Here is a 26,074-nt window from a genome sequence, read left to right as displayed (position 1 = left end):
TCAATAACTATGCTATTCCTTTACTTTCTCCCTGCATTTTGGGCAAATACCTTTAAATGAAATATCATAATCTAAATATTTTATTCCATTCGTGTCATGAATCATTTCTATCAAGTCTGATATTTCATCCACGTCTACACCTGATACCTCACCGCATTTTACACACCTGACATTGTAATGATTTTTTAAGTTAAATCGAATCACTTTATTAAAAAAATACCTACAATAAGTACCTTTTTAATAAGATGTTATCTCTATTCTGCGTTCAAAAATATATTCCGTATCTGACGATAGATCATACCTGAACGCATAGCCAAGTCTGTCAAATTTTTTTATATCCTCAGGATTTTCAATACTATTTTCAGCCATGAACCTAACCATTTCACCACGAGCCATCTTCGCATATGTACCTTTTGTCACCAGTTTATCTCCTGATAACTCGCAAAATACAATTGTAATATACTTATCCCGTAATGTCAGATACTTTTCTATAGATTTGGAATATTCTTTTGATGCCAGGTTAATTATAATCCTACTGTTGTCGATCACTGAACAATACAACATATCTCCCCAGTATTCATATAAGTTTTTTGCATCTCCTATGCCGACTTTTGCCTGCATTTCCAAGCGGTAAGGTGTCACGCCATCCAACGGTTTTAGAACGCCATAAAACGCAGATAGTATTCTCAAATGATTTTGTACATACTCAAACTGACTGTCCTCAAACACGGATGGAGCCATATATTGAAAAGCAATTCCTTCATATGATAAGACAGCTGGAGTAAGTAAATGATAAAGATCCATGTTTTCCAATCTATTGAAGTTCTGTTCTGTAATTTTGTCATTACATTTCCAGATAGTCTTCAGTTCTTCTTTTGACTTGCTTTTCAACCAACTTTGTATCTCTGTCGTCTTTTCAATAAATTCAGGCAATCCATCCGGCGCTATGCTGTCAGTATCTGTAATCATCTTTTTAGCAGGGGATAATATTATCTTCATTAATCTAATTCCTTAAGCATATTTTCAGGATCATCTGCTGCTTTGACTTTATCATTGGCTTTGATGATAACTCCCTGTTCATCGATAAGATATGTAGTTCTTACCACACCCATAGAGACTTTGCCATAATTTTTCTTTTCTTTCCATACATCATAAGCTTCAATAACTTTCCGCTCTGGATCTGCTAAAAGTGTAAATGCCAGTCCATATTTTTCCTCAAATCTCTTATGAGAGGATACAGAATCCTTACTGACCCCAAGAATAACTGCACCTTTTTCAATAAACTGAGGATATCTCTCGGAAAAACCACATGCCTGTTTCGTACATCCCGCTGTATTATCCTTGGGATAGAAATATAATACTACTTTTTTTCCTGCATAATCCGATAATCTGTGTATTTTTCCATTTTGATCTGGCAACTCAAAATCAGGTGCCTTGACCCCTACTTCCAACATTAATTATTCCTCCCTCTCTGTAACTTTCTCTTTATTCACCTTTTTCTTCCTATTCCCGGAAATCATTTTATGCCCTGTATATATCGCCATTGTCATACATAGTATAGAGCTTAACGCAAAGTATTTGTGGCTTGATTTTAACCCTTTATGTCCAGTGTAAAAAGTACCAATCATTGTGATCAATGCTCCTACTGACCAATATTTATGTGCTTTCATATAATTCCTCCGTCTTTTATCTTCGGTGTTTTTAATTGTAATTATACTATACAATAATCAGATGTCAATTTGATAATGAAACAATCAGGGCAGCCGGGTCTTTGACAGTTACATCGATTATAAAGTCCATTAATCCCGCATAAACTCTAGGTTTTCTTTGTCAATCAATTTGTTTTGATTTATAGTAATGTCGAAAGTAGTTGAATTATTTTAAATCAGATAGTATTATCTTTTATAGAATCTTATCTATTACTGAAGTAACGAGAATGCGACGCGCAGTTATTCAAACACTTTGAATACATCAAATCCCGGATCTTCTCTCTGGTATATTATCTTCTGTTTTTCATTTATTATAGTTAATTGCCCCGAACTTGCATTGTAATCAATCGAATTTATGCCACTGTTCGATTTGAAGAAATCGATTTTTTCCTGCATAACCTTGATAAGATTCTGTGAATAAATCTGGTTCGGTAAGGATTTATCACTAACCTCATACAGACGGTCAAAGGAAAGATTCTGACACACCCCTTTCAATGTGTGCGCACTGCGGAAAGCATCTTCATAATTTTTATTTTCCAATGCCTGTTTTAACTGTAGATAACTCTGGTCTTCAAGGAACTTTAATGTAAATCTCTAAATCAGTGCTTCGCTGTGAAGGCGTCCCAAAACAGCCTCATAGTTTCCTCCGATAGCTTTATAGCACTCCTGCATTGTCATCTTTTAGCCCTGTCAATTGTATTCCACTAATTCATGAACCTCTGCTAATCATTATGAACATACCTTAAAATCGTTTTTATAACTTCCTCAATCACAATCGGCTTTGACAAATGTGCATTCATTCCTGCATCCAGTGATGCCTGAACATCTTCACCAAATGAATTGGCTGTCATTGCTATAATAGGAATGTTTTTTCCATCCGGTCTGTCATTCATCGTCCTGATTGCTTTTGCCTCTTCATAACCGTTCATTTCAGGCATCATGATATCCATCAGGATTACATCAAATGTACCTTCCGGATGATTTCTGAAAATCTCAACAGCATTCTTTCCATCTACAGCTCTTTCTACATTCATTCCAAACTCTTCCAGCTGCACGGTCGTAATTTCTGAATTCAGCTCATTATCCTCTGCAAGAAGGACTTTCACACCTGTAAGATTTACCTTTTCAGAAAAACCTGTGTCTGACTTATTACATTCCTTATCAGTAATTTCCAGAGGAATATCCACAGTAAAAGTGGTTCCCTCATGCTTTTTGCTTTGCACGGAAATGGTTCCACCCATCATATCTACATACTTCTTTACGATAGCCATCCCCAGTCCAGCTCCATGGTACTGCGTTCTCACATCGGAATCTTCCTGTGCAAATTTCTCAAAAACTTCTTTTGTAAATTCCTCACTCATGCCAATACCAGTATCCGAAATGCGGTAATGCATATTTATATATCCATCCCCGCCCTTTTCCTGACACCGGGCTTCAAATGTAATCGTCCCTCCATCCGGAGTGAACTTCACGGCATTGCTCAGAATATTAACCAGCACATCTCGCAGACGTACAGGATCCACAAGTACATTGGGGATCTTTGCTTCTTCACGCTGGATCTTAAAGCTGATATCCCTGTTCGTAAGAAAGCCTTTTGTAATATCCAGTGCAGAATCTGTGATACTTTTCAAATCTGTCGGTACCGGATTGTATTTCACTTTTCCACTTTCCACACGAGTCAGATCTAATACATCATTGATCAGCGACAGTAAATGCTCTGAACTTTCATCAATCTTTTCCAGACAATTTTTCACTTCGTCTGACGGATTATTTTTCATTGCAATACCGGTGAATCCCATGATTGCATTCATCGGTGTTCTCATATCATGGGACATATGTGACAGAAATGCTGTTTTTGCCTTGTTTGCAGCCTGCGCATGCTCTGCCAGTTCCGCCATTTCCTCAGCCTTCTCCTGGGCTGCCTTCTGAGCTTTTTTTCTTGCACTGAGACGCATTGCTATCATAGCCATAGTAGTCAGCAGCCATCCGAAAATAAGAAGAACCCAAACAGTAGCAACAGGATGCAGACGGATCCAGTCAACAAATGTCAGCTCTGCTGCTTTGTATGTGGTATACCGTGCTGCTAGATCTTCGACAAGATTTTTTGGCATGGCATACATTGCTTTCGTCAGAATACCAGCCAGCGCATGGTTCTCTGTTGACGAAACTACCATGCGGTAGGTGAATGTAGGCTGTCCCAGCAGCGTATATGTCATGGTGCCCGTAGTGTCACTATTCACAAACGCCTGTGCCATGTAATAGTAGACGAAGGCAGCATCGGCTTTACCCTTACGGACAGCTTCCATCATTTCCTGCCGGGTACTGCACATCAGCTTTTCTGCGCCGGGTGCCATTGCATCTGCAATTGAATTTGATGCTGTTTGGTCAACCGTAGCAACAACATTGATTTCTCCATCAAAGTCACGCCGTGTCACCCTTGCCAGCTGCATTGTAATGAAAGGTGCAGTAAGCCCCCATTTTTTCGTCTCAGCATAGTTATCTGTTTCCAGGCGTGCATCGATACTCATATCTGCGGCTTCCTTATTTTTCTGATAAGCAATATACTCATCTCTGGTGGCAGGTGTAAGAAACTCATAGGAAATCCCGGCATAGTCTGCAATTTTCCGGAAGTAATCCGGGATAATCCCCTTCATCTCACCATTTTCATTATAAGAATATGGATAACGGGTCGGATCACACAGAACACGAATTGGGTTGTCCTTGGAATATTGTGCAATAATACTTTTTTCTTGCTCCGTATATTCCAGATTCTTAGTTTCTATGCTTTCATAATTTTTATTGTAAAGCGTCGTTTTCCAGTCACCCTCAACCGCATTCATCTGATCGATTGCATAATTGATCTCATTCAGCAATTCTGTATTGCCCTTTTTAACAATGACATAGAAATCGCTGCTGCCAAATTTATCCACGATTCGCTCATTGTTTGTTTTTCTCAGAGAACTGGTAACAATCGCATCAACTTTTTCGCTCTGAAGGGCTTCCTCCATCTCTGCGGTCGTATCAAAATAAGATGGAACATATGTAAATCCTTTGTTGTCTGCAAAATCCGCAAACTCTTCATTCCGGGTGTTTCCGTTCAAAAGCGCCACACGCATACAGTTGTAAGTGCTGTAATTGCCGTCCACAATCGTGCTGTTGTCACTGCGGACGGTCAGCATCCCATAATTGGTTCCGATCGGACGTGAAAAATCAAACTTTTCTTCTCTGTCCGGTGTTTTGCGGGCAGATGTTACCATGTCGATCTCGCCATCTTCAAGCATCTGCTGCATATCATCCCAGCTCTGATCGTATCCGACATATTCGTAATCTACATCCCAATAACGGGCCATCAGCCGAAGGAAATCATAGCCATAACCGCTGCGGTTCCCCTCTTCATCCATCATATGGTATCCATCCATGGCAAAGAAACCGACTTTGACAGTTTCATGCTGCGAACTGTCCTCGGCTGCATATGCAGTCTGGGGAGAAAATATCATACACACGCATACAAAAACCAGTAACACTGCCACATATTTCTTTGCTCTCGAAATCATATTAAATCTCCTGTCTGTCAAATATATTTCTCTATACGTCTCCTTGTCAACCTCCTGGTTTAATAAATTTTCACCTGTCCCTACTGCTTCTCAATTCTTCGCATATAGTCTGCTTGATTGTTTTATCATCTAATGGCTTTGCAAGATGTGCGTTCATTCCTGCTTCCATACACTTTTCTGCATCTTCCCTAAATGCATTTGCAGTCATAGCAATGATAGGGATTGTTTTTGCATCCTGCCGTTCCAGGGATCTTATTGTTTTTGTGGCAGTAAGCCCGTCCATCACCGGCATCATGACATCCATTAAAATAACATCGTATGTTCCTGATTCGCAGGCTTCAAAGTGCTGAACAGCTTCTAACCCATTTTTCACTGTTTCTACTTTAGCCCCATTTTCCGTCAGTATAAATTCTGCTATTTCCGCATTCAGCTCATTATCTTCAACCAATAATATCCGGACACCTGATATATCTGCATTGAAATCTTCTTTTTCTTCCGGCCGTGCATTCGTATCAATTTTAAATGGAAGTACTACAGTAAAACAGCTCCCTTCACCAAGCTTGCTTTCAACTGTTATGGTTCCGCCCATCTTTTCTACAAGTTGTTTCACAATAGGCATTCCCAGACCTGTCCCATTATAATCAGAACGTGGGGAATTATCTGCCTGTACAAATGGAGTAAACAATTCATTTTTTATAAATTCTTCTGACATTCCAATTCCATTATCTTTTATTTTAAATTCACATGTCATGTGATCTTCTGATCTTTCAATCGTTCTCATACTCATGTAAATAGAACCATTCACCTTATTGTACTTCATGCTGTTTGTAAACAGATTCATCAATATTTTTTTCAGATGAACTGCGTTGCTCCAAACATATATACCACTGTAATCATCATGTTCTCCTATAACATGAAGTCCTTTTTCTTCTGCCTGAAAAGATAGTGACTCCGTGATTTCCTGACATACCTGATCCAGATTGATGGATTCATCACCAAAAACCACTGTATCTGATTCTAACTTTGCCATATCTAAAACATCATTTATCAATGATAGTAGCAGCTTCGATGACTCATATATTTTATTCATGCAATCCTTTGCCCGCTCAGCATCATTTCCGCTTTTCTCAAGAATCGTAAGCATACCAATAATACCATTGATCGGTGTTCTGATATCATGAGACATGTTATTTAAAAAGGAAGTCTTAGCCTTATTGGCACTCTGTGCTCCTACAAGTGCATTTTGTAATTCCTGCTGTTTTTCTTCAAGCTCCTGATTCAGCTTCAATGCCTGCTCAGCAGACTTCTTGGATTTTTCTTCCGCACGTTTTGATTTTTTCAAAGAATCAAGAATTATACACAGGACAACGAAAAAAGAAATTCCAGCGATAAGTAATACTGTCAGTAAATTGTCCTGAATAAAATCCTTCGCTGTAACTTTTCGTGAGGAAACATTATACGAAACTACTGCACCTGAAAATTGAGTTGTAGGCATAGATGTCAGTGTTTTATTCAGAATGGACAAAAGAACCGGTTCTCCCTGCTGAATAGCAAATGGAACATCAGCTTCTTTTGTCAGGAAAACACTATGAAGCTTATTATTTTTCAAATAGTCTGAAACAGTACCTGAATTGCTTACAATACAATCCGTCTCCCCTTTCTGCATTGCTTTTACTGCTGCATCTGATGTTTCATATTCCACAACCTTCCATTGCGGATAATTGTATGAAAGATATGCTTTCAATGCAAAATCATCTTTTTCAACGGCAACTATATTCTCTTTATTTTCATCAAAAGAATCCTTTGCCGTAATTGCTTCCATATTCAGAGTCAATAGCGTATCCGACAAAGCAAATCCATTTGTTTCTGCAAAGTATGGATTCTGGTTTGCATGAAAAATCAGGTCTATTTTTCCATCCTGCAATGCCTGAAGCAGTTCACTTCTTGTCTCATATCCATTTAATTCATATTCCAGAGTCTGACCTTGCAGACAATTTTCTGCAAGATCCACATAATCTGTAATAACACCTGTCAGTTTACCTGTTGATGGATCTACACTGCTGATACCTCCATCCTGATTCAAATACCCTATCCGGATTGCACCATGCTGCCCGATCCACTCACTTTCTTCTTTTGAAAGAAACGAGCTGCTCTGTGCAGAAAGATAACGCCTGTAGAGATCATCTGTGTAAAATGGGTTGTCATCCTTGATTCTGCGCATAGCACTATCCAGTGATTCTTTGATATCCGGACGTTCTGGATTTATAGCGAAATAGATTTCTGTCTCTCCAATACTTGTAAGCGGTGAAATATCCGATTCTTCCCAACGGGGGTCTTCTTGCGAAACGAAGCAGTCAATTTCATGGTTCGACAGTTTGTCCATAATTTCTGTGTTTGTAGAAACATTGATATGCTTCGTATACAGACCATATTTTGATTCCCATTCATTAAGCACATCCTCCACTATATTATCTTTAAACACACCAATATTTTTTCCCTCAAAAGAATCCAAATTTCCTGCTGTAAGATCCATATTGGATGCATCCGTATAGATGTAATATTTCTCTTCCCCCATAGGCATATCGGAAAAAAGCATTTTTTCAGCACGTTCGTCTGTATAGGAAATGCCACCAAGAATATCAATCTCTCCATTTTCCAACTGTGTAAAGCAGTTTTTCCAATCACTTGTTATGTATTTATATGTCCATCCTGCATAACCTGCAATATCTTGAAGATACTCATAACCATAGCCGCTTCTTTCTCCCTTTTCATTGACTACATTATAAGTTTCCTCAAAAGATCCTACCCGGATAACATTGTCAGAGTTTTCTTTGGCAGATGCAGGAACGGATAAAACAATAAAACATATAATTGTGCAAAATATAATGTAACAAAATTTGAAATTCATTATATTCTGTACTAATTTGCACTTCTTCATCTTTCTCCCCTCCTCTAGGCTACAGTTGCTTGCTTGCTTCCAGATTTTAATTTTACATTCATTAATTATCAATAACCTCCACACTATTTTTCACAATATTTTTCCAAACAGCTTCTGTATTACTTATTCAAGTGCTCTACCATAAAAAAGCACTGTCAAACAGACAGTGCACCTCATTTCATGCAACTGGCTGCCATTTTACAGGCCCTGTAGCTTTGCGTCCCAGACTTTCATCTGGTTTGCCAATTTCCATATTATAGCTTTAATACTTATGCAAAAAAACTGGTTTTATTATACTATAGCACTCTACTGTACACAAGAAAAACATTACCGTTTTAACGCCAAAAAATAAAAAAAAGAACAGCCGATACATATACTCGAACTGTTCTTCTACTTCCGAAGACCACGCAGCATTGACATTACTGTTTCCTGCTCATTTGTACTCAGATCGTTCCATATCCCTAGAACTTTCACCCGCTAAAAACAATATTTCCTATCGTCTGCCTTCACCCGCTAACAACAATGTAACCACATAGTAAATAATTCCAAATACAGCTATACTTCCCATCATAATGCCAATCATCTGATTTATACTCACCACATTTCCATGAAATACCGGATTGCAATCAAGCGTGTCTCTTATCGCTTCAACCATTTCATCCGGATAATTTTTTCTCTCCATCTCTCTGAAAACTCCGTGAAGCATATGATTCTTAATCAATGAAGTGGCATATGTACTCGGAAGATAAGACAGTGCCTTCTGAAGACCTGGTCCAAAATTTGAAATCGGCATATAAGCACCACATATAAAACCATATCCTGCGCTGACAATTGTACCTACAGCCGAAAGCTGTCCCTGTGTTGTCAACGGAAAGCTAATGATACTTGAAAGCGTACTTCCAAATAGGACGAGCAATATCATATCAAATAAAACCCATAATATGTCTGCTGTATTCATATACCATCCCATTTTAAGTAAATATCCCAGGCATAATACAAACGCAAGTCCATTGACCATCAATGAATTAGCTACTGTTGACAGAAAATATCCCAAATAAATTTTTTCCTTGCTGACCGGTGCAACATTAAAATCCTTCCTTGTTCCATTTGCCTTGTCCTGCACCATAGTCAGATTCACACAAAATGTTACAGTGATACAGCTCACTGCCATAAGTGATGCTGTCAGTTGTGCTGCCACGGTTCCATTAATAAGCTTATCCGAAATTGTAATCATATCCGGAATTGCTGCTGTAAAAGAATCTTTGAAAACCTTTGCAAGAAATGTAGCATACAGAACAATTAGAATAACTGGTGTGATCATTGATGTAAACAACATACCTTTATCTTTAAAAAACAGTTTCCTGTTCCTGTCCATTAATGCCAATACTGTTCTCATCAGCGTTCACCTCCAAGCTTCTTTCCTGTGACTGCAAGAAATACATCATCCATACCGCCTTTTACTACTTCATAATCCGTGAATAGGTCCTGATGCTCTACAATAAGCTTCGTAGCTTCTTTCGTATTTCTTACTTTTATCTGATATCCGTCACGTATTTTTTTATATTCTCTGTTCAATGACTTTATTTCATCTTCGGAAATACCATAAACAGACACTATATCCTGTACATAATCATTTTTAAGTTCAAATGGTGTACCTTCCGCTGCAATACTTCCTTTGTCAAGAATCACAACATACCCGGCATTAGCAGCCTCTTCCATATAGTGTGTAGTCAGAAATACTGTCATATTTTCAGTTTTCTGAAGTTTCTCGATAACATTCCAGATTAACTGCCTTGTCTGCGGATCAAGCCCTGTAGTAGGCTCGTCAAGAATCAAAATCTCCGGTCTGTGCAATAATGCACGGGCAATATCAATTCTTCTTCTCTGACCTCCCGACAGCTTACCTACAGGTCTGTTTAAAAACTCGTCAAAATCCAGAATCTCGACCAGCTCCTGTAATCTCTTATCAAAGGCATTTCCTGTAATGCCGTATAAAGCAGCTCTGCTCTTTAGGTTTTCTTTCACCGTAAGCGGTTTATCAAGTACGCTATCCTGAAACACAACACCAAGCATTCTTTTTGTCTGTGCGCCGACTTTGTCAGTTTCTATTCCGTTTACTTGAACCGTTCCGCTGTCTTTTTTCTGCAATCCGCAGAGAATGGAAATGGTTGTACTTTTCCCTGCACCGTTTACTCCAAGAAACGCAAACAATTCTCCTTTTTTCACACGAAAGCTCAAATCATTTACCGCTTTTACTTCGCTAAAGCTTTTATTCAGATGACTGATTTTAATGATATCTGATTCCATATCTTCTCCTTTTGTTTCATCTTTCCTTAAATGACGCAGTATACGTTGGATTTACCTTTTTTAATAGAATCCATATGTTAAAAAGTAATATGAAGGCGAAAATCGTCCATATCCATGCCTGTGGCATTAAATAAAGGATTCCGTTTACATCTCCACCACCAAATGCTCCACTGAGTAAACACAAATATATTGGATCCAATACCAGCATAATTACTGTTATATAATAAAAAATAGCCTTCACAAGCTTATTCTTTATTTCACAAATTTTATCCTTAAAATATACCAATGTTCTGGTCTTCACATAAGCATTATAACCTCCAATACGTCATCTATTTTTCTTTCGAGGATCTGTTGGCTTTACCGCATCTTTTGGTATTAGCCAAGTCTTTCCCTTTTTCTCTGCTCCAGGCACTCTTCCCTGGCTACATAAAAGAGAAATTCTTCTAGATGAAATTCCCCATATTTTTGACATTTCGATCGTTGTTATATAATCCATAATTTTCCTCCAAACGATACAACAAGCCTATTATAAGTATATTCTTTTATCGGAATAGTTTCAACCAAAATTAAGTTTTCTTCTAGGTTGTTTGATTTGTTATTGTTTTCTAAGATTTTCACAAAAAAAATCCTCCTTTCGTATGTACGGATGCGTGAAAGGATGAAAGACGCATCCGGCCAAGAAAAAAGAGCCTACGGAAAACTCCGTAGACCCTCATTGCTTTTCTGGCGATTATAATAATATCACATCGAAATAGAAAAGTCAGTGCAAGACCAGTGCAAACTTTTCATCAGAATTAACTTCTTTGTTTTCCTAATCGTGTTTAATGTATTTAGTGATAGTATCGATTAATTCCTCCATGTTAATCGGCTTGGAAATATGGTCATTCATGCCTGAATCCAGGGATTCCTGAATATCATCTATAAAAGCATTTGCAGACAAAGCTACAATTGGAATCGTAACTGCATCAGACCGCTCTATACCCAAGGCTCGAATGGCTTTTGCTGCTTGGTGTCCATCCATGTTTGGCATCATAATATCCATCAAAATAAAATCGTATGTGCCTCGTGGATGATTTTTAAACAAATTCACAACTTCTTTTCCGTCTGATGCGCGTGTTACGGTCATACCAGCATCTTCCAGCATTATCGTAGCAAGTTCAGCATTTAAATCATTATCCTCAGCCATAAGAACATGAATACCCGTCAAATCTCTATGTAGATGTTGTTTTTGTTCTGATTGAATAACCTGTTCTGTCAACTCCAGTGGGATCTCCACTGTGAATGTAGAACCTACACCTTTTTTGCTCTCAACAGCAATTGAACCGCCCATCATATCCACATATTTTTTTGTGATGGCCATACCAAGACCGGTTCCCTTATATTGGGTTCTGGCATTAGCATCATCTTCTTGTGAAAACGGATCGAATAATTTTTTCTGGAACTCTTCGCTCATGCCAATACCGTTATCTCGAACAACATAACGAGTTATGATATGTTTCTCATCCGCTCCTGGGTAACTGCTGATATCCAAAGTAATCTTTCCGCCGTCCTTTGTGAATTTCACAGCATTGCCAAGAAGATTCACCAAAACTTCTCGGATACGCACAACATCCGCAAGGACATATGGGTTCTTTGAGATTTCTCGATGTACTTCAAACTTAAGATCTCGATTATAAAGAAGTCCATTCATAATCGCCTGGACGTTATCTGTCAATTGAGTAATGTCCATTGGCTCGGGCGAAATAGTAACTTTTCCACTTTCAATGCGAGTAAAATCCAGAACGTCATTCAACAAAGAGAGAAGATGATTCGAACTTTTTTGAACTTTCTCCAAGCTACCATGAATATCTGAAACCGTGTTCTGGTGAAGCGCAATGTTTGTAAATCCAATAATGGCATTCATCGGCGTTCTGATGTCATGGCTAATACTAAGCAAAAACGCAGATTTTGCTTTGTTGGCAGCATCTGCTTCCTCAGCGGCGGTCATTAATAATTGTTTTTGTTTTTGCTCTTCTGCCTTGCTTTTCTGGTAAACATAATAGGTATATAGACAAATTAAAAGCAATATAGCTCCTGCGACTAAACCGCAGATGATGGAAATATGATTCGTCTTTTCAACCATTCCATAAGCTGATTGCATATCCATTTCAATGCAAAATGCGCCAATGATTTCTCCTGTCCCATCAAGATTTGCGCTTACAGGATAGCAAGCCGTAAAAATCGGACCCCATGTTGTATCAATGATATCCTGAGAGTACACATTCTCCCCAGAAATAGCCCTATCAATATACGGAACCATTTCTTCCTCAATATAATCTCCAGGGTGTCTTACATCATCCGCATCCGGATTCAAACCGTCTACCACATAAACGAGTTTTCCTTCTTCATTTTTTTTAGCGGTGTAAATATATCGAGTAGAATTCAGTGTTCTGATTTCATTGAAATATGAAGAAATATCCTTATATAATTGCTTCTTTTCATCAGATTGATCTTTGATTTGATCAAAATCTTCTTTGCCGATTCTTCCATCCACAAGTTTGTGTACTGCATCTGCACTCGCTGTGTCACGTGTGATTTCTGTTTCAAGGGCGGTCTTAGTGTAAGAACTTTGCAGAATATATGTGTACGACGCTATTACAAAAATCATCAAAAGCCCCGCAATCACAAAGATACTGCCTGTATTCTTCAGCCTAAGGAGTTTTTTCAAATTAATTCCTTCTTTTGTTTTCTTCATGCTGCTCATTCACATCCTCTAAATCCTAATTTATCAATTTTATCATAGCACATTTTCATGCAGTTTTTAATTCCAAAACTTCCAATTAAAGCCATCGGCTTAACGTAACGTATCACTTCGTTTTATGAAATTGGTACAAGCATCAGTTTCTGTTTCCGGATACAGAATACCACTCTCTCTTCCAAGTTTAAAACAGCGCATCATCCATATCATGTTTCGTGCAAGATTCCGCATGGTCTGCATACCTTCTTCATCCTGAGAAGCTTCTTCTCCGTAAAGACCATGTACCATGTTCCAATAGGTAGAACCGGCGACTGGCATCTGTGCAATCCCAAAATATTTATTGATCCCATCAAGAGCTGCCGTGGTTCCTCCTCTTCTTGCTACTGCAACAGCAGCACCCGGTTTAAATTTGAAGGCGTCATAACCTCCGGCACTGTAAAAAACTCTGTCCAAAAAATCATAAATACGTCCGCTTGGATGTGCGAAATATACTGGTGTTGCAAATACAAAGCCATCTGCTGTTTTGGCCTTTTCAACAAATTCATTCACACCATCATCTTTAATCACGCATTTTCCTGTTTTTTGACAGACATTACATTGAAGACAATCCGCTATCGGCTTTCCTCCAAGCTGAACAACCTCTGTCTCTACTTCTTCTGAATGAAATACCTTTATCATTTCTTCCAAAGCTGTCATTGTTGTTCCATGCAGATGACTGCTTCCGTTAACAAGCATTACTTTCATTGAATTTAACCTCCGTTGATTTTTCTATCAGTTTTGGCAAAGCACCACGTCCATAGGATATAATCCTGTTATACCGCATGGACATAAGCGTACGTCTTGCTGTTTTTTTGATACAGTTCCAGATTTTTTACGCTTATCTGTTTACTCATTTTCTTCCAAATCTTCCCATGGTTTCATCCCCATTTCTTCCCAGGTGACACCATATGGTGTACCTCCGGAAGTGTAACCTGCAATAAAGAAAAATCTGAATACATACTGTATGTTTTATCAGCTATTACACTTTTCTGTTTTTGTTTTAAATCCTTATAGTTTTTATCCGCCCTCTGCATATTTGTCCTCATTCAGTATTCTTTCTCGATTTCTTCTGTTATCCCAAACATATTTTTAAAGTCATCTAAATCCTTGGGAGACTTGATCAGCATGATTTCTTCCAGTTTTCCAGTCTGCATATCTTTGAATCCTGCCACCTGCTCACCTGTGCAAATACTTGCACGAATTACTGGTTTCATACATTCTCTATCATAAGATTTTTTAACATTTTTCTTTTTGAACAATCCCATACTATCGCCTTCTTTCTGCTGTGCCATATCTGTACCGCCTTTACAGTTCTTATTCATCGTAATGATTATATCCACCAAACAATCCTGGCTCACTATGTCCCTGCTTATTCCCCTTATTATCATAATGCTTCATGCTGCCAAAGAATCCAGGACGGCTCTCGCCTACTTTGTGACCATTATTATCGTAGTGATTCATGCCTCCCAAAAAAGACGGAGAACTATGTCCGATTTTATTACCATTAGCATCATAATCATTCATACTGCCAAAAAATCCCGGTCGACTCTCACCTACCTTCTTTCCATTTGCATCATAATGGTTGATGCAACCAAATAATCCTGATTTGCTATATCCTTTTTTACTCATATCATTCTCCTCCTGATTCTTTATTCTTATATCTCAGAATAACACTCTTTTCTCTTTTTGAAATCGCATAACAGGCGACATTCACTCATTTGCCTATGGGTTACTGTTCACTCCGTTCCCAGCAACACGCTTCGCGATGCACAGAATTTATGCTAATCGCATAAATTCGCGCAGTATGTCTCGGGTTTTCTGTGACCTTCGCTCACAAAAAACACCTCGCGGGATATTACCAGTGAACAGTAACGCCTATGGACATTATACCATCAATTACTTGTTGTTAGCTTACAAATCAAGTATAATAAAATATATTATGAAATAACTGCGCAGCATGTGGCCTGGAAGACAGGTAATCCTCATGCCTAGCGATATACGAGGGAGGAATTCTCATGGGTAAACAATCCACCAGGGAAAACAAAACTATTTACCAGCTTTGCCGAGAAGCGGCAGGACTTACAAGAGCAGAGGCCAGTGAAAAAATGACTGCTGTCTCTGATTCAAAAATTGAAAAATTCGAATATGAAACACAAGAACCAACGCCTTATGATATCCTCCAGATGGCAGATGCCTATAAAAGACCAGATCTTTGCAATTATTACTGCTCTCACAAATGCGAAATAGGTCAACGTTATGTTCCTGAAATAGAAGTGACTAATTTATCAAATATCATTTTGGAGACAATTGCCAGCTTAAATGAAATCAATCCTCTTACCGGCCGCCTAATCCAAATTGCACGTGACGGTAAAATCAGCGATGATGAAATGAAGGATTTTGCTTATATCAGTAAAAAACTTGATGAAATTTCTTTAGCTATAGACTCTTTGAATCTTTGGGTAGATAAAACAGCCGGGAAGCAGGCGCTCAATCTTGAACTCTTAAATGCCGAAAAAGCAAAACTAAAATAATCCATACTGCACGAAAGGCAATGGACCATTTCTGATTCATTGCCTTTACCTTACATACGCTGTAATTGACTGACTATGCTTTCGGTTCTTCGAATTGCTTCTTCTACCTGTCTTTTTGCATTATTGATCCGATCCTGGACCACCCAGTCCACAACAAATCCATCAAAAAAATAATCCGCAAATGAAAGAAAATCTCCAGTATTGATATTTAAGTTACATGCCATATTTACATCATTTAATTCTCTGCTGAAACTACGTAGATCATACTTTGCCTGTTCCATATTCCGTTTCGCCTGATCCATTTTGGAATGTTTTAGCATTGTAGTAAAAAATCCACCGCCAAACATATCTACCAGACCCCAGTTCTTTGCACTGTTCAGATTTTCTTTTGCCGTACGAAGACTACTCAGTGCTCTTCGGCCGGCTTCAATAGCTTCTCTCTTTTCTTTCTCAATATCATACCCCATTCGTCTTCTCCTCCTGATCCATTATGAATGTGAGGTTGCCAGTGCTATAATGCCACCGACAATCAACAATGGAAAAGCAATATACATCAGTCCACCCAAAACCATACCGATCAATATCACCGGGAAGAAAATAACTGTGCAAAGTAATTTCATAATTCCCCAGGATGCTCTTAACCCGAAAACAAAAAATTTTCCTACAAACCAGATCATACAAATTGTAAACAATAATGATAACATTTTTTACCCCTCCTGAAACTTATTCTAATAAATGCCTTTTTTTGGTTCTTTTTCTGCTAAATATTCAGATGTGTTCTTCATTCCAAACTTATTACTGAATTCCGGATTTTTCTCCATTTTTTCTATTATTCGAATCAATCGAATTCTCTGTGCTGCTTCCATCTGATCACCTCGTTTATATTCTTCTTTACTGTTGACATTGTCAGTATAGCAAAATATTTTTTCATAATAAACACCCATTATGAAGAATTGAACCTTTATATTTCTCGAATTTCAAGAATTCTATTTTAATAATTCTCTGCCAAAGTTGTTTTTTATTATAGAAAAATGATATATTAAAATCTGGGCTTCCTATTTACCCTGTTAACCGCATCATCCAGGAAACTGGCAAAACCTTCGGTGATAAAGCTCATATTATTTATGAGTTTGTCTGTGCAAAACTGTAATATCTTTCTCCAAGGAAAACCAGGCTCTTCTTTTCTATAATACCAGGTTACCGAATATGGGGGCTTCCGCGGAGAGAATACGATTTACTATTTTAAGAATCAAAGAAAGTCTGCCAGCGTAATACCAACAGACTCTCAACTTCATTAATTTTCGTATCCAAAGACACCTCAGATTTCTCTGCTGTACCTTAATTATCTTGTAATCATTTTGTATCTTCATCTGAAAGAGGTGAATTCCAAAATTCCATACTCCCACTTCTACCATTACTCTTATGACAATCTGGGCAGACATCTTCTTCATCAAATGAATCATCGTTTCACACATTTTTCGACAGCAAAAATTAAAATATCCATATCAATTGGCTTCGCCACATGATCATCCATTCCGGCATTCAAGGCAGCCTGTACATCCTCTGCAAATGCATTTGCTGTCATTGCAATAATAGGAACCTCCCTACTTTTTTCAATATACTTTGTTATTGTCAACAGATTTCCCTGTATCTTATCTTCAAGCTCAATCTCCGGATATATTTTACAATATCCTTTTCAGCCCTTCTCATGCTTCTCGAAATATTCCCTCAGAACCGCCAGACTCTCCTCTCGTAATACACCGGATGTCACCTGCGGTTTCCAGAAAGAATTTTTAAACACCATGCCGGAACAGTTACACCCGGCATTGCCAAGGATATGTTCCAAGTCCGTATTGCTCGCACCATAGACCAGTCTTCCCAATTTTACCCAGACCATTGCGCCACTGCACATGAAACATGGTTCGCAGCTGGAATAAAGCGTATATTCGTGCAGATCCGTAATGCCTGTCTGTGCGCAGAATTCCCGGATCAGTCCCGCTTCTCCATGAAAGGTCGGATCATGTTTTGTATAGATCTGATTTTCATTACAGAACACAGCCTTTCCGTCTTTTACCAGCACTGCTCCAAAGGGTTCATTCCCATGCTCCACTGCCAGTTTGGAGAGTTCAATCGCTTTTTTCATAAATACTTCATCCTGCATCGTATTACCCATCTGTACCCTGCATCAGATTCATCGTATGCGGTGAATTTACATTTCCGATCATTACACCAATCGTATACCTTTTCTCCATACGTATGCTCCCTTTCCACAAGTCTTTGTTTTCGTTTTATTTTACAATATTTTTTGCCATCATTCAATATATTTTAGTTGTTTTTACCAAATTATTTAAATATCTGCAACCCCTTTCCCGTTTACAGGATTCTACGCCTCATGCGGAGCACTATATATCACAGGTACATTACGAAGTAATTTCCTGCGACATACAAAAATTACCGCCAGGTCTATTTCAATCCGCGGTAATTTTCATTTTCTGTTATTCAGATTTCATGATCAGTAGATTGTCACTGCCATAATTATATATACAAGAATAGATACCAGACAGTACATGGAGTTTGTTGTGGAAACATAAGCGCTTCCTTCTTCATCTTTCATAAAAGTCTGCATACTGAATGTGGCCGGTGCTGACATATAACTGATAATTGCAAGATTGACAAGCCGATCATCACCTACCAGATAATGTACAGCAACAAGAACTCCTGCGATCATCACTGCCTGAAGCAATACACGTAAGATGATCGTGGCAATGCATGGCTTTAATAATTTCGCATTCAGTTCCATGCTGTATCCCACTACCAGTAAAATAATGGCAGTCACAGATGTGGTGAGAATATTTTCCACACTCTGGTACACGCCTCCGAAAGGACTGTCTAAAACTGCAAGGATCACCTTCGATAATCCTGCAATAATTCCCAGGATACTTGCAATAAATGCCGGAGTCTTTAATGCACTGAAAAACAGTTTTTTCACATCAATCTTCTCACCGTTTTCCACCTGTCCCAGCATTCCCATATATACACTGAATCCAAACAGCAGTCCGGCAATATCCAGAACTGCAATACGGGAAAGATTTTCACTGCCACAGAGGCTTGTATATAACGGATAGGCCATAAGTCCCCCTTCATATACGCTTACCATAAACGGTAGATATTTCTGATAGGTTCCTTTCAGAAATGGCTTCAGCAAAAAGCCCAGACCAAAGGATACTACCAGCATTACAAACATGATCAAAATCAGGATTCCGGTTTCTTTATTATATTCCGCTGTTGCCAGAGCATGAAAAATAGCAACCGGAAGCATAACATTCGTTACAAGCACCTTCATGTTATTGATTCCGTCTCTGGTCAGAATCTTCCATTTTCTGCACAGCATACCGACCACGATCATAACCAGTACAGGCAGAACAATTTCTAATACATTCACTTTTTTACTCCTCCTAATATATAACTCAGCTTTGTTTATTGTAACTCAAAAAAACATTTTTCGCCACCTATACTTTCTGTTGTATTTTCACTTTTTTGCAGTTATAATTTTATGTGAATTTACGAAAAAAAAGGAGAACTCAAATGAATACTTTCAGCATTCTGACTGCTCAGATCGGAATGTTCGTGATCTACATGCTTGCAGGCGTGATCCTGATCCGCACACGGGTTATGAACAGAGAAAATCTTGAAGTCATTTCAAAATTTGTAATAAAACTGGCGCTTCCTGTAATGATTTTTATCAATACTGTAAACGGAGTGGAACGTAAAACTCTTTTTCATTCACTGAGCATTTTTCTGATTGCGGGAATTATGTATATATGTCTGTTTTTACTCAGCTACATATCTGGTATTTTTTTTCATCTGCATGGTAACCACAGGCAGCTTTACAGTGCCATGAGCGTATTCGGAAATGTGGGATTTATGGGTATTCCCATAGTAACCAGTATTTATCCGGAAAACGGTATGCTCTACATCTGTGTATTTACCATTATTGATCAGCTCATGCTGTGGACAGCAGGTGTACGCCTTACTTCAGGTACAGACAGTCAAAAAAACCGTTTTGATTTCCGGAAGCTGATCAATCCTGTTACTGTTTCCATCTTTCTTGCTGTGATCTGTGTGCTGACAGGAATCCGGCTTCCTGAAGTTCTGAACAATTCCCTTCAGAAAATCGGCCAGACCGCCACACCTCTCGCAATGATCTATCTTGGCGGTGTTTTCGCCTGTATCGATGTACTGAAAAATATCCGGAGACTGGATTATTATGGAATTGTCATCCTAAAAATGCTTTTGTTTCCGCTTTTCTTCTATGTATTACTTGGATATCTTCCGGTTTCTTCAGAAATCCGCACTACCATGGCTCTGACTTCTGCAATGCCAGTTATGTCCTCTGTGGTAATGATGGCAAATGCCTACGGATCAGATGGCGATTATGCAATGGGTGGAATTCTTGTTACAACTATCTGTTCTGTTTTTACACTTCCATTTATTTACTGGATTTTTCATTTTATCGGATGATTTAAATATAATACTTTTTTATAAATATTTATAAATTTCATTTATAAAAAAGTGTGGTATACCAACTCTACGACAGCGCTTTCCGCATTCTGGATATCCGCAACAATCTTCTGGAGAATTTCACCGGTTCCAGAAAGCAGATCATTGATCTGGCAGCCTCCACCATTCCTTCTTCTTATCTCCTTCCTGAACTTCTCGCAGGTTTTGGCAGAATGTATCCTGATGTATATTTCCATTCCTGGCAGACAGACAGTTCCGGCGCTATTAACCGTGTACTGGATGGGACCGTAGATCTGGCTTTGACAGGACAGAATACAGGAGACGACAGCTGTGTATTTATTCCCTTCTGTCAGGATAATATGGTGATTGCTACCCCTGTGAATGATCATTATTTAAACTTAAAACAAAAAGAACAACCTGTTGTTTTTCAGGACTCTATCAAGGATCCTGTTATCATCAGGGAAAAAGGCTCCGGAACCAAAAAGGAAATGGATATTTTTCTGGAAAATGCCGGTATTGAACCTTCCAGTCTGAATGTAGTAGCCCGCATGAATGACCTCGAATCAATCAAAAAATCTATTGTAAACGGGCTTGGATTTTCCATTCTTTCTGCCAGATCTGTCGTTGACCTGCAAAAAACAAAGCAGATTCTTCTGTTTCCATTAGAAGAATCTGCTCACAAACGCAGTTTTTATATTGTTTACAGTAAAAATAGAATTCTGAAATCCCATGTACGCCAGTTCATTCACTATGTAAAAGAATACTATCAGACAGTCTGATTAATATTCTGATATTTTTTTGGCATCCAATTTCCCTTCCATGCATAGATAAGCATGAGTACCATTCCTACAGCCCATGAAACAGGATACAGTACATATATAATATCAATGCTGGTGAAATGTGGAACCACAAACTGAATCCACAGAATACGGAACAGGCATAATGCAAGCAGCATCACTACCATGGGAGGTACCGTCTTTCCTGTTCCGCGAATGGTTCCTGCCAGGGAATGCATAATTCCCAGAAGGAAATAGAACGGGCAGAAATATTTCATTGCCTGTGCCCCATAATAGATTACTTCTTTATCACTGCTGAAAATCCCTATGATCGGTCTGGAAAAGGTCAGCAGGAGAATTCCTGTCACGATCGTATAAAGCACGCTCATTCCAAGAGTTACTCTCAATCCTTTCCTGATTCTGTCTGTTTTTCCCGCACCATAGTTCTGACCGGTAAAAGTCGTTGCTGCCATACTAAAACTCATTACCGGCAGAATGTTAAACCCATCTACTTTCAGGTATGCACCAAAACCCGCCATTGCACTGGCTCCGAATCCATTGACACCAGATTGTACCAGTACATTTGAAAAGGAGATTACCGTGTTTTGAATTGCAGTCGGCAGACCTACCTGGATAATCCGTCCTGCCATTGTTCTATCAATGGAAAGTTTCTTCGGATTTATGCGGTAAATATCCGGAACTCTCATCAAAAACCATAATGCAAAAATGCAGGAAAGTACCTGGCTGATATCTGTTGCAATTGCAGCACCCTCGACTCCCATGTGCATTCCGCCGATAAGCCATAAATCCAGAAAAATATTGGAAAACGAAGCTACTGCCAGATACATCAGCGAACGTCTGGAGTTACCTACTGCATTCAGGATCCCCGCTGCCATATTATAGATGACATTAAAAACCAGTCCATAAGAATAAATTCTCAAATACAGAACTGACTGATTCATTACTTCTTCCGGAGTTCTCATCCACCTGAGAATTGCAGGTGAAAATACAATTCCAGCGATAGTAAGAACAATTCCCAGAATAAGCGCAAGCATCAAGGCTGTATGTGCAGAACGCTGAACGCCATTCTCATCTCCTGCTCCATAAAACTGGGATACAATAACTCCCGCACCTGCAGATGCCCCCATACTGAATGCAATCAGCAGACAAATCAGCGACGTACTGGAACCAACTGCAGCCAGTGCATTGCTGCCCACAAAATTTCCTACAATAATTGAGTCCACTGTATTGTACATCTGTTGGAGCAGATTTCCCAGTATCAATGGAATAGAAAACAGAAGGATCTGTCTCCAGATGGTCCCTTCTGTCATGGTACTGATCGATTTTAACTTCACACTCTTACTCTTTTCATATGCTGCCACTCTCATTCCCCCATTCATATATTATTGCTGTTCACAACGCGTCCGGCAACACCCTTCGGCATTCCTATTATAAAATATTTTATATAAAAATCAAGCCGCCACTATTTATAGCATTGCATTTCCTGTCAGTTTACTGTACAATACTTTTATATTGTAAAGTACGAAACAGGAGGTAATTTATTATGGCTTTTGATATCACACCTTATGTAGATATGTCCCCAAAGAAAGTTCGTGAACTGATCCGCAAAGGAGTTATTGATTTCCCCACTGCAGGAATGTGCCGTGGCTATGCACAGGCAAATATGGATGCCGGCATCAGTAGTATGACTGCCAGCATCAGCATTGTCAGGAATGAAATTCTTTTTCTTTTCATGTAATTAAAGCCCCCTTTTATCGTGCGTTTTCCAATTCTCTCTCAATCCATGTCATGATCACATCGACAAGATACTCCTGCTGCACCTGACTCAATTCCCGGCCGGGTTGTATCTTGTGCCATTTGCGGATGCATTCCCGGCAGCAGGTCGCAGTTGCATGCTGTGCGATGAATACCGGATGTCCGCGCATGGGTGTTTGCTTCCCATCATTGGGGATATATGCAGGAGCTTCCCGTTTTGTAATGAAATCCTCTGCGTGTTTCCGGATCGTATCCAGTCCTTTTTCATGAATATAATCAATATCCTTCTGCTTAAGATGAAATCTGCTCCGAAATCTGGAGTTTTCAAGTCTCTCGAACAGTTGCTTGTACCATTCATCCTTTGTCATTAAAACTCACCACTTTCTATGAAAACAGACTCTGCTGTTCATATTCCGTCTGTCGATTAAGCTGAGTCGGTGTCTGGTACAGAAGTACAGGCATTTTGTTATTATCAAACCAGTCTGTAATTTGTTCCCTTTCCAAGATCAAAGGCATACGATCATGGATTTTTTTCATGGAATCATTCGCTGTGGTAGTCAGGATCACAAATCTTCGTTCATTCTCAAACCAGTCACAGAACCCTGCCATGTACAGCACAGAGGAATCAGGTCTGGTAAAGGAACTCTTTTCTTTCAGGGAATTCCATTCGTAGAACCCGCCTGCCGGAATCAACAGCCGGTGATATAAGATTCCGTTCTGAAAGGAAGGTTTATCCATGACGGTTTCCACCCTTGCATTGATGACCGGATTTTTGCCTTTTGACAGGGGATATCCCCATCTGCACATACCCAGTTCCAGTCCATGTTCTGACTGTCCAATGACCGGTGCGACATCGGTCGGACGGATATCTCCTTGTGTCAGCCGGATCCTCCCATCTATGTTCTGTACCACTCTGGAAATCTCCTCCATCATATCGAGATCTATATAATATCTGCTGCACATATTCTCTCCTATTTTAGAATCTTTCTTATCTGCATATCCTTAGCTTCCGGATAAAGCCGCTTCATATAATCAACAATTTTTCCCCAGGATGTCCGCGGATCTTCCTTATAACAGGAAGTAACATGGTCATATCCATAAATGTGTTCCGGAGAAGAATACACAGCCACATCCCAGCCGTACTCCACGCCTTTTTGATTGATCCTTTTCCGAAAGTCGCAGTTACACAGATATGTCTGCATCATAAGGCTGGTAATGGCTCCGTCAAATCCCTTTTCGCCATCTTTTCCAAATCCAGCCAATTTTTTCAATTCGTAGGAGTAGATTTCTGCATCATTTTCCATAAAATGATCCATAATATTCTTATGTTTAATCGGTACTTTTTCATCCTCAAACAGAGCATCAAAATCATAGCCGTCCCTGCGGTAGTTGGCAAATACCGGCAGCCATTTTTTGGAAATAAACCCGGCTTTTTTGGCAAAGAATTTTCCGTAAAGAACATCATGTCTTTTGGCAATGGCAATCCTCCATCTCCACGGATCCCTCACCGGATCATCAGACCACCAATATTCTGCCACTGTCCGTTCCTCCAGAGAAAACCCCGGAATTTCGTTCTTAAAAAGAGGAAGAAAACCAACCCGGTTGATATATTCGACTGCTTCATCCACATCGTGGATGCATTTCGGATCATCCCATGTTACTCCATGAATGATCCATTCCCCTGCTTCGTTTCCCATGACTTTCGCCTTTCTGTATTTTGCTGTCTTAAATATACCACACATTGACAAGGCAAGACAAAGATATATATTTTTATCGAAAAAATTGATGACATTTTTGTTACTGTTCATACACAATGTCATTAACTTAAGCAATTTGCCAATACTGCATTGATGAAAATATCAGCAGAAGGATTTAATTATGATAAAAAAGGGAATATTGAGAGATTAAGATGCAATGTCTTGCTGAAATTCGGGTATAACAAAAAGACAAAATCAATATTTAATATTGAAATTTGTCTAAAGATGAAATATAGTAATATACCACCTTCTGCAATAACTGGTTTATCCACCATTTTTGTGTTAATATAAAAGTAATAAAATACATTTAAGGACAAGAAGGGTGTAAATATTATGGATATTTCAGATTTTGTTAAGAAAGCAAAAGAATATAATGTTCTTGGAATCAAAATTTCAAAAGATAATGAACTTGCAGCAGAGTGGTACAGCGAACCGGAATGCAGAAGGAATATTTATTCTGCAACAAAGAGTTTCACATCCTGTGCAGTTGGCTTTGCTGTTCAGGAAGGGCTGATCGATCTTAATGAAAAACTAACAGAAGCATTTTCAGGTGACTTGCCGGAGTGTATAGATGAGAACCTGAAAGAAGCAACTGTTCGTGATCTTCTTACCATGTGCCTTGGACAGGAGAAGGGCAGTCTGATGGGAGAACAACGACCATTCTATGAAGAAGATAACTGGGTAAAAATGTCTCTGGCTATTCCCTTTAAGTATAAGCCGGGTACGCATTTTGTGTATAATAACGTTGGTCCCTATCTGGCAGGCATTCTTGTACAGAGACGCTCCGGCTGCGATCTTGTTTCTTACCTTACACCCAGGCTTTTTTCCAAACTTGGAATAAAACGTCCTACATGGGAAACTGATCCACTTGGAAACAGTTTTGGAGCCGGCGGATTATTTCTGACCCTTTCTGAACTTCACAAATTTGGACTGTTTTATCTTAACAAAGGCAAGTGGAATGGAAAACAGATACTGTCTGAGAAATGGATAGAAGAAAGTACAAAGGCAGCTGATGTTGGATACTATGGTTATCTTTTCTGGCGTGGTGAATATAATTCTTTCCGGGCGGACGGAAAATACTCCCAGATATCTATGATCCTTCCGAAAAAAAACGCAGTCGTTTCGTTTGTTTCAGAATGTCGCAGGGGAGACGAACTTCTGAAGACAGTTTATGAGCTTGTCTGCGCAAAATTATAATATCTTTTCTCCGCGGAAAAACAATCTTCTCTTTCTATAATGCTGAGTTAGTGGATATGGGAGTTTCCGCGGAGAGAATCCAATTTCCTGTTTTAAGGCAATCGCCGATTATTTGAGAAAATAATACTACAATCAGAACCCGATTCTGATTTGGCGAGAGTATGAAACTTTTTCTGTAAAATAATGTTTATAAGGTTCTTCTATGATACAATAAATATCATTAGGAGGGCCT

29 protein-coding genes, 2 pseudogenes and 1 riboswitch are annotated in these 26,074 nt (G+C 39.0%); of the genes and pseudogenes, 5 read left to right on the top strand and 26 right to left on the bottom strand.

Features of this window, described 5'->3' with window-relative positions:
• Positions 1 to 12: 12 nt before the first annotated feature.
• From ACESZG_RS04465 to ACESZG_RS04390, 16 genes and pseudogenes are all read right to left on the bottom strand, one after another.
• Positions 13 to 195: pseudogene (locus ACESZG_RS04465) on the bottom strand (transcriptional repressor); the annotation flags it as partial.
• Positions 196 to 237: 42 nt separating this feature from the next.
• Entirely contained in the window at positions 238 to 999 is a 762-nt protein-coding gene (gene yaaA / locus ACESZG_RS04460; RefSeq protein WP_120062650.1) for a peroxide stress protein YaaA, read from the bottom strand.
• Entirely contained in the window at positions 999 to 1,454 is a 456-nt protein-coding gene (gene bcp / locus ACESZG_RS04455; protein ID WP_055057979.1) for a thioredoxin-dependent thiol peroxidase, read from the bottom strand. The genes yaaA and bcp overlap by 1 nt, the downstream gene beginning before the upstream one ends.
• A 3-nt stretch (positions 1,455 to 1,457) precedes the next feature.
• Positions 1,458 to 1,670, bottom strand: a complete 213-nt coding sequence (locus tag ACESZG_RS04450; RefSeq protein ID WP_120062651.1) for a DUF6219 family protein — start codon at positions 1,668 to 1,670, stop codon at positions 1,458 to 1,460.
• Between the two features lie 279 nt (positions 1,671 to 1,949).
• A pseudogene (locus ACESZG_RS04445) lies at positions 1,950 to 2,252 on the bottom strand (Hpt domain-containing protein); the annotation flags it as partial.
• Between the two features lie 179 nt (positions 2,253 to 2,431).
• Positions 2,432 to 5,263: a transporter substrate-binding domain-containing protein gene (locus tag ACESZG_RS04440; protein ID WP_368211073.1), complete on the bottom strand. Its 2,832-nt coding sequence runs from the start codon at positions 5,261 to 5,263 to the stop codon at positions 2,432 to 2,434.
• A 70-nt stretch (positions 5,264 to 5,333) separates the two neighbouring features.
• On the bottom strand, positions 5,334 to 8,201 hold the full coding sequence (locus tag ACESZG_RS04435; protein ID WP_368211072.1) for a response regulator: 2,868 nt from the start codon (positions 8,199 to 8,201) through the stop codon (positions 5,334 to 5,336).
• 178 nt (positions 8,202 to 8,379) lie between these two features.
• Positions 8,380 to 8,455, bottom strand: a riboswitch (cyclic di-GMP riboswitch).
• A gap of 239 nt (positions 8,456 to 8,694) precedes the next feature.
• Entirely contained in the window at positions 8,695 to 9,597 is a 903-nt protein-coding gene (locus ACESZG_RS04430; protein ID WP_055057976.1) for an ABC transporter permease, read from the bottom strand.
• The gene (locus ACESZG_RS04425; RefSeq protein ID WP_120062653.1) at positions 9,597 to 10,508 is read right to left on the bottom strand and encodes an ABC transporter ATP-binding protein; all 912 of its coding nucleotides are present in this window, start codon (positions 10,506 to 10,508) and stop codon (positions 9,597 to 9,599) included. Before ACESZG_RS04425 ends, ACESZG_RS04430 begins: the two co-directional genes overlap by 1 nt.
• Before the next feature lie 16 nt (positions 10,509 to 10,524).
• Entirely contained in the window at positions 10,525 to 10,809 is a 285-nt protein-coding gene (locus tag ACESZG_RS04420) for a hypothetical protein (RefSeq protein WP_173698237.1), read from the bottom strand.
• A 24-nt stretch (positions 10,810 to 10,833) separates the two neighbouring features.
• Entirely contained in the window at positions 10,834 to 11,004 is a 171-nt protein-coding gene (locus ACESZG_RS04415; RefSeq protein ID WP_008371604.1) for a helix-turn-helix domain-containing protein, read from the bottom strand.
• Positions 10,992 to 11,126, bottom strand: coding sequence for a hypothetical protein (locus tag ACESZG_RS04410; protein ID WP_265107675.1), 135 nt, complete (start codon positions 11,124 to 11,126; stop codon positions 10,992 to 10,994). Before ACESZG_RS04410 ends, ACESZG_RS04415 begins: the two co-directional genes overlap by 13 nt.
• Before the next feature lie 193 nt (positions 11,127 to 11,319).
• Positions 11,320 to 13,242, bottom strand: a complete 1,923-nt coding sequence (locus ACESZG_RS04405) for an ATP-binding protein (RefSeq protein WP_270401581.1) — start codon at positions 13,240 to 13,242, stop codon at positions 11,320 to 11,322.
• 99 nt (positions 13,243 to 13,341) lie between these two features.
• Complete coding sequence (locus tag ACESZG_RS04400) at positions 13,342 to 13,989, bottom strand: flavodoxin family protein (RefSeq protein WP_055054354.1); 648 nt, start codon at positions 13,987 to 13,989, stop codon at positions 13,342 to 13,344.
• Between the two features lie 341 nt (positions 13,990 to 14,330).
• Complete coding sequence (locus tag ACESZG_RS04395) at positions 14,331 to 14,549, bottom strand: hypothetical protein (protein WP_055054355.1); 219 nt, start codon at positions 14,547 to 14,549, stop codon at positions 14,331 to 14,333.
• A 49-nt stretch (positions 14,550 to 14,598) separates the two neighbouring features.
• On the bottom strand, positions 14,599 to 14,913 hold the full coding sequence (locus ACESZG_RS04390) for a hypothetical protein (RefSeq protein WP_243283643.1): 315 nt from the start codon (positions 14,911 to 14,913) through the stop codon (positions 14,599 to 14,601).
• Positions 14,914 to 15,299: 386 nt separating this feature from the next.
• On the opposite strand from ACESZG_RS04390, the gene ACESZG_RS04385 reads away from it, so the two are divergent.
• Positions 15,300 to 15,815, top strand: a complete 516-nt coding sequence (locus ACESZG_RS04385; RefSeq protein ID WP_195990781.1) for a helix-turn-helix transcriptional regulator — start codon at positions 15,300 to 15,302, stop codon at positions 15,813 to 15,815.
• A gap of 50 nt (positions 15,816 to 15,865) precedes the next feature.
• On the opposite strand, the gene ACESZG_RS04380 is transcribed toward ACESZG_RS04385, so the two are convergent.
• The 6 genes from ACESZG_RS04380 to ACESZG_RS04355 form a co-directional block, all read right to left on the bottom strand.
• Positions 15,866 to 16,282: a hypothetical protein gene (locus tag ACESZG_RS04380; RefSeq protein ID WP_195990780.1), complete on the bottom strand. Its 417-nt coding sequence runs from the start codon at positions 16,280 to 16,282 to the stop codon at positions 15,866 to 15,868.
• A gap of 21 nt (positions 16,283 to 16,303) precedes the next feature.
• Entirely contained in the window at positions 16,304 to 16,519 is a 216-nt protein-coding gene (locus ACESZG_RS04375) for a hypothetical protein (RefSeq protein WP_055059027.1), read from the bottom strand.
• Positions 16,520 to 16,543: 24 nt separating this feature from the next.
• Positions 16,544 to 16,681 (bottom strand): hypothetical protein, encoded by a 138-nt coding sequence (locus tag ACESZG_RS04370; RefSeq protein ID WP_182437640.1) that lies wholly within the window; start codon positions 16,679 to 16,681, stop codon positions 16,544 to 16,546.
• Positions 16,682 to 17,274: 593 nt separating this feature from the next.
• Positions 17,275 to 17,496 carry a response regulator gene (locus ACESZG_RS04365; RefSeq protein ID WP_373217726.1) on the bottom strand — a complete coding sequence of 74 codons (222 nt, stop codon included), beginning with the start codon at positions 17,494 to 17,496 and terminating at the stop codon, positions 17,275 to 17,277.
• 15 nt (positions 17,497 to 17,511) lie between these two features.
• Complete coding sequence (locus ACESZG_RS04360; RefSeq protein ID WP_195990784.1) at positions 17,512 to 17,976, bottom strand: nucleoside deaminase; 465 nt, start codon at positions 17,974 to 17,976, stop codon at positions 17,512 to 17,514.
• Between the two features lie 351 nt (positions 17,977 to 18,327).
• Entirely contained in the window at positions 18,328 to 19,257 is a 930-nt protein-coding gene (locus tag ACESZG_RS04355; RefSeq protein ID WP_008704291.1) for an AEC family transporter, read from the bottom strand.
• 143 nt (positions 19,258 to 19,400) lie between these two features.
• On the opposite strand from ACESZG_RS04355, the gene ACESZG_RS04350 reads away from it, so the two are divergent.
• Complete coding sequence (locus ACESZG_RS04350) at positions 19,401 to 20,336, top strand: AEC family transporter (protein ID WP_055058694.1); 936 nt, start codon at positions 19,401 to 19,403, stop codon at positions 20,334 to 20,336.
• 53 nt (positions 20,337 to 20,389) lie between these two features.
• Positions 20,390 to 21,115, top strand: a complete 726-nt coding sequence (locus ACESZG_RS04345; protein WP_368210886.1) for a LysR substrate-binding domain-containing protein — start codon at positions 20,390 to 20,392, stop codon at positions 21,113 to 21,115.
• Here the strand turns inward: ACESZG_RS04345 and ACESZG_RS04340 are convergent.
• Positions 21,103 to 22,494 carry an MATE family efflux transporter gene (locus ACESZG_RS04340; protein ID WP_330380932.1) on the bottom strand — a complete coding sequence of 464 codons (1,392 nt, stop codon included), beginning with the start codon at positions 22,492 to 22,494 and terminating at the stop codon, positions 21,103 to 21,105. The genes ACESZG_RS04345 and ACESZG_RS04340 overlap by 13 nt on opposite strands.
• A 182-nt stretch (positions 22,495 to 22,676) precedes the next feature.
• On the opposite strand from ACESZG_RS04340, the gene ACESZG_RS04335 reads away from it, so the two are divergent.
• Complete coding sequence (locus tag ACESZG_RS04335; RefSeq protein ID WP_008704297.1) at positions 22,677 to 22,871, top strand: hypothetical protein; 195 nt, start codon at positions 22,677 to 22,679, stop codon at positions 22,869 to 22,871.
• A gap of 13 nt (positions 22,872 to 22,884) precedes the next feature.
• On the opposite strand, the gene ACESZG_RS04330 is transcribed toward ACESZG_RS04335, so the two are convergent.
• Genes ACESZG_RS04330 through ACESZG_RS04320 form a run of 3 tightly spaced genes read right to left on the bottom strand, consistent with a single transcriptional unit; the run spans position 22,885 to position 24,585 of the window.
• Positions 22,885 to 23,256: a DUF4186 domain-containing protein gene (locus tag ACESZG_RS04330; protein WP_062807667.1), complete on the bottom strand. Its 372-nt coding sequence runs from the start codon at positions 23,254 to 23,256 to the stop codon at positions 22,885 to 22,887.
• A gap of 16 nt (positions 23,257 to 23,272) precedes the next feature.
• A complete protein-coding gene (locus ACESZG_RS04325) occupies positions 23,273 to 23,851 on the bottom strand; it encodes an SOS response-associated peptidase (protein ID WP_373217647.1) in 579 nt (192 codons plus the stop codon).
• Positions 23,852 to 23,859: 8 nt separating this feature from the next.
• Positions 23,860 to 24,585 (bottom strand): hypothetical protein, encoded by a 726-nt coding sequence (locus ACESZG_RS04320; protein ID WP_373217645.1) that lies wholly within the window; start codon positions 24,583 to 24,585, stop codon positions 23,860 to 23,862.
• 393 nt (positions 24,586 to 24,978) lie between these two features.
• On the opposite strand from ACESZG_RS04320, the gene ACESZG_RS04315 reads away from it, so the two are divergent.
• Positions 24,979 to 25,842: a serine hydrolase gene (locus tag ACESZG_RS04315; protein ID WP_173698259.1), complete on the top strand. Its 864-nt coding sequence runs from the start codon at positions 24,979 to 24,981 to the stop codon at positions 25,840 to 25,842.
• Positions 25,843 to 26,074: the final 232 nt, after the last annotated feature.

This window comes from Blautia sp. Marseille-P2398 (assembly GCF_964240315.1).
Lineage (GTDB): Bacteria > Bacillota > Clostridia > Lachnospirales > Lachnospiraceae > Blautia_A > Blautia_A wexlerae.
The sequence above is the reverse complement of the archived record's forward strand: the minus strand, read 5'-3'. Positions and strand labels throughout refer to the sequence as shown.

What these genes read in the sequence shown, in the direction of transcription:
- yaaA (WP_120062650.1), bottom strand. Translation starts at nt 999, where the DNA reads ATGAAGATAATATTATCCCCTGCTAAAAAGATGATTACAGATACTGAC.
- bcp (WP_055057979.1), bottom strand. Translation starts at nt 1,454, where the DNA reads ATGTTGGAAGTAGGGGTCAAGGCACCTGATTTTGAGTTGCCAGATCAA.
- ACESZG_RS04450 (WP_120062651.1), bottom strand. Translation starts at nt 1,670, where the DNA reads ATGAAAGCACATAAATATTGGTCAGTAGGAGCATTGATCACAATGATT.
- ACESZG_RS04440 (WP_368211073.1), bottom strand. Translation starts at nt 5,263, where the DNA reads ATGATTTCGAGAGCAAAGAAATATGTGGCAGTGTTACTGGTTTTTGTA.
- ACESZG_RS04435 (WP_368211072.1), bottom strand. Translation starts at nt 8,201, where the DNA reads ATGAAGAAGTGCAAATTAGTACAGAATATAATGAATTTCAAATTTTGT.
- ACESZG_RS04430 (WP_055057976.1), bottom strand. Translation starts at nt 9,597, where the DNA reads ATGAGAACAGTATTGGCATTAATGGACAGGAACAGGAAACTGTTTTTT.
- ACESZG_RS04425 (WP_120062653.1), bottom strand. Translation starts at nt 10,508, where the DNA reads ATGGAATCAGATATCATTAAAATCAGTCATCTGAATAAAAGCTTTAGC.
- ACESZG_RS04415 (WP_008371604.1), bottom strand. Translation starts at nt 11,004, where the DNA reads ATGGATTATATAACAACGATCGAAATGTCAAAAATATGGGGAATTTCA.
- ACESZG_RS04405 (WP_270401581.1), bottom strand. Translation starts at nt 13,242, where the DNA reads ATGAAGAAAACAAAAGAAGGAATTAATTTGAAAAAACTCCTTAGGCTG.
- ACESZG_RS04400 (WP_055054354.1), bottom strand. Translation starts at nt 13,989, where the DNA reads ATGAAAGTAATGCTTGTTAACGGAAGCAGTCATCTGCATGGAACAACA.
- ACESZG_RS04395 (WP_055054355.1), bottom strand. Translation starts at nt 14,549, where the DNA reads ATGGGATTGTTCAAAAAGAAAAATGTTAAAAAATCTTATGATAGAGAA.
- ACESZG_RS04390 (WP_243283643.1), bottom strand. Translation starts at nt 14,913, where the DNA reads ATGAGTAAAAAAGGATATAGCAAATCAGGATTATTTGGTTGCATCAAC.
- ACESZG_RS04385 (WP_195990781.1), top strand. Translation starts at nt 15,300, where the DNA reads ATGGGTAAACAATCCACCAGGGAAAACAAAACTATTTACCAGCTTTGC.
- ACESZG_RS04380 (WP_195990780.1), bottom strand. Translation starts at nt 16,282, where the DNA reads ATGGGGTATGATATTGAGAAAGAAAAGAGAGAAGCTATTGAAGCCGGC.
- ACESZG_RS04375 (WP_055059027.1), bottom strand. Translation starts at nt 16,519, where the DNA reads ATGTTATCATTATTGTTTACAATTTGTATGATCTGGTTTGTAGGAAAA.
- ACESZG_RS04370 (WP_182437640.1), bottom strand. Translation starts at nt 16,681, where the DNA reads ATGGAAGCAGCACAGAGAATTCGATTGATTCGAATAATAGAAAAAATG.
- ACESZG_RS04360 (WP_195990784.1), bottom strand. Translation starts at nt 17,976, where the DNA reads ATGCAGGATGAAGTATTTATGAAAAAAGCGATTGAACTCTCCAAACTG.
- ACESZG_RS04350 (WP_055058694.1), top strand. Translation starts at nt 19,401, where the DNA reads ATGAATACTTTCAGCATTCTGACTGCTCAGATCGGAATGTTCGTGATC.
- ACESZG_RS04335 (WP_008704297.1), top strand. Translation starts at nt 22,677, where the DNA reads ATGGCTTTTGATATCACACCTTATGTAGATATGTCCCCAAAGAAAGTT.
- ACESZG_RS04330 (WP_062807667.1), bottom strand. Translation starts at nt 23,256, where the DNA reads ATGACAAAGGATGAATGGTACAAGCAACTGTTCGAGAGACTTGAAAAC.
- ACESZG_RS04325 (WP_373217647.1), bottom strand. Translation starts at nt 23,851, where the DNA reads ATGTGCAGCAGATATTATATAGATCTCGATATGATGGAGGAGATTTCC.
- ACESZG_RS04320 (WP_373217645.1), bottom strand. Translation starts at nt 24,585, where the DNA reads ATGGGAAACGAAGCAGGGGAATGGATCATTCATGGAGTAACATGGGAT.
- ACESZG_RS04315 (WP_173698259.1), top strand. Translation starts at nt 24,979, where the DNA reads ATGGATATTTCAGATTTTGTTAAGAAAGCAAAAGAATATAATGTTCTT.